The organism is Anaplasma phagocytophilum, assembly GCF_023476575.1.
Lineage (GTDB): Bacteria > Pseudomonadota > Alphaproteobacteria > Rickettsiales > Anaplasmataceae > Anaplasma > Anaplasma phagocytophilum_A.
This window is the reverse complement of record NZ_JAHLEX010000013.1, coordinates 14,181-16,856: the sequence shown is the minus strand read 5'-3', so window position 1 is coordinate 16,856 and position 2,676 is coordinate 14,181. Positions and strand designations below refer to the sequence as shown.

Annotated in this window: 2 protein-coding genes; both read right to left on the bottom strand. The window is 42.0% G+C overall.

Annotated features, from left to right (window positions below):
* Positions 1-166 precede the first annotated feature (166 nt).
* Positions 167-1,378, bottom strand: a complete 1,212-nt coding sequence (locus KPX09_RS01440) for a multidrug effflux MFS transporter (RefSeq protein WP_249548626.1) — start codon at positions 1,376-1,378, stop codon at positions 167-169.
* Positions 1,379-1,800: 422 nt separating this feature from the next.
* Positions 1,801-2,667, bottom strand: a complete 867-nt coding sequence (gene thyX, locus KPX09_RS01435; protein ID WP_249548625.1) for an FAD-dependent thymidylate synthase — start codon at positions 2,665-2,667, stop codon at positions 1,801-1,803.
* Positions 2,668-2,676 lie beyond the last annotated feature (9 nt).

Here is a 2,676-nt window from a genome sequence, read left to right as displayed (position 1 = left end):
GCGAACAGATGCCCTCTAAAATGCTCGATATTGCATTGGGCTATCTGAAAACTACCATCTGTTCTGGGTTTAGTAAGTTTGGTATAGATAGTAAAAAATCTAGAACTCTAGTCTCGGCAAATCGCATTTGCTTTGATTGGACCCCACAACACAACATTGCTTGAGATCATACTGTCTTCTCCCTTGGGAACATGCCTTCCCTCTTTGTAAGAAGCCAAATAATAGACATGCCCAATAAACAACACACTATAGGCAGTACAGATACCGGAACAATGGTGCCATTGTAAAACTTGCCCACGATATATATACCACAAGCACCAAAAATTGTTTGCCCAAACGATATAAATGCCGATGCCGCTCCCTTATCCCTAACCTCACCAAAAGCAATCGCAACACTGTTACTTGTGATAAATGCTATACCAAAGGAAGATGGCAACCAAATCATCTCAATGAATAGCGGAGTAAGAAATGCCGGAAATGCGTAGTAACATGTGATCACTATAACATCCGGTATCATTACTGACAGCAAACCGAGTACTATCACGCGCATCATACCCAGCTTTCCTATCAATCTCCTATTTACGATAGTCCCAGCTATATAGGACACTACACTCATAGCCACTAAATACCCGTAGTACTCAACTGGTAAATGCATACCTTCAATGAAAACAAAAGGCAAATTCGCCATTGACGCCCATACCCACATGATTGTGAGGCTCTGAACAAGAGCAAAACATAGGAATCTATAATTTCTAAACAGTGCACCATATTCAGCAAGAATGGAGGATAATGACAACTTTTCCCGTCGATTTTGTATTGTTTCTGTCAATCCAAATATCAAGGCTAGAAGTAATAGCACAGAAATTATAGAGACTAGTACAAACAGTAATCTCCATCCATATCCCAATGATACTATGTAGCTACCCATTATTGGCCCCACCGCGGGAGATAAAGAAACGACCATGTTCACTATAGAAAGATTTTTAGCCGCCGCCTCTCCAACGTACATATCATTTACTATAGCAAATCCCACAACACCTGCTACACCTGCTCCTAGCCCTTGGAGGAACCTTAGCAGTATCAGAACACCTATACTCCAGGCAAAACAGCACCCAATGCTCGCAATAACGAAAATGGTAATGCCCCACAACATTACGCTCCTTCTACCATAATGGTCTGACAAGGGCCCGTAAATTAAACCAGATAATGCACCTCCAAGAAGATTCATGCTAACAGTAAGCTGAACGATGGTTTGGGCTACACCAAAAAACGCACCGATTTGCGGAAGACCTGGAGCATACATATCATATGATATATCACAAATTGTGATAGACATTATCACAAGAAACAATACTACAGTCTCTCGAAGCACGAGCATAACCAAAAAACTCCTATAAAAACAACTGCTCTTCCTTTCTTACATATCATGAGCAAATTCGGTGTATCCATGTGTAAGGCACACCACGTAGAGCAGAACTACCATTCTCAGAGATACTCTCCTAAAAACAGCTCACAACACATCATATATGATATATCCGAAAAAAATTTCTCAACAATTATCACAATCTTAAGAGGATACCACTTCATACAGCATCATGCATCCAAGAAAATCACCTATTTCCACTTTTTAAGGCATATAGGAACTTGAAATCGGATTACTCCACTGCACGGTAAAGGCATACCGTACACTAAACATAACATGGCACAAAGTGTCAACTCTCAGTGGTCAGATCCCAAACATGCACCCAACTGAGCTGCCTATACTAGCGACAAGTGCAGATTCGATAAGAAATATTCTACTTACTCATCAGGATACAAAGTAGACATCAGCTCACCCCATTCCCTCTTACTCATGCCCACGTCTTCCCTAGAGACTTTCTCCCCTTTCAACAGTATCCTAATCACAGATAACGCGCTTTTGGATAAGGTCTTTGATTCAAAACAATACTCCATATATGCTGCATGCACCATAGGAACCCACAGTGCAATTATATCCAATATTTTTCCAGCATAAGCGCGCAACTCGTACTGAGCCCCACTTCCTAAGCGTAGAGTCACAAACCTAAGTAAATTATGCAAATCCACTTTCCAATACCAGTGCGTGTAGCAGTTTAAAGGAAGAGTCATTCTAGCTAACTCTCTCGCAACACCGTCACTCAACATCGATTCATAAGACGCATACATACTATCAGAGTTGTCCTTAAACATGCCTATGACACTCTGGGCCACATCTGACGTTAGAGGATTACCCCTACCCTGAGCATTGCTAGAAGACTGCTCTGCAACATCGCAAGCCTCCGGGATGTAAAACTCGTTCTCAACTACAGAATACCTAGCAGAGCTCTCATTTATACTAGCAGTCCTATGCCTAACCCACTGACGCGCCACAAAAATAGGCAATTTTACATGAAACTTTATCTCACACATTTCAAAAGGAGACGTATGAGCATGCCGCATAAGATAGCCTATCAGCGCAGCATCTTGACTTAATTGCTTAGTCCCCTTACCGTATGAAACCCGCGCTGCCTGAACAATCGAGGCATCAGACCCCATGTAGTCAATAACCCGCACAAAACCATGATCTAACACCCTATGTTCCTGATATAACACATTTTCAAGTGCTGGCACTACCAAGCGCTTCGTATATTCTGTAGCCTCACCTACCATCTAGAGCTC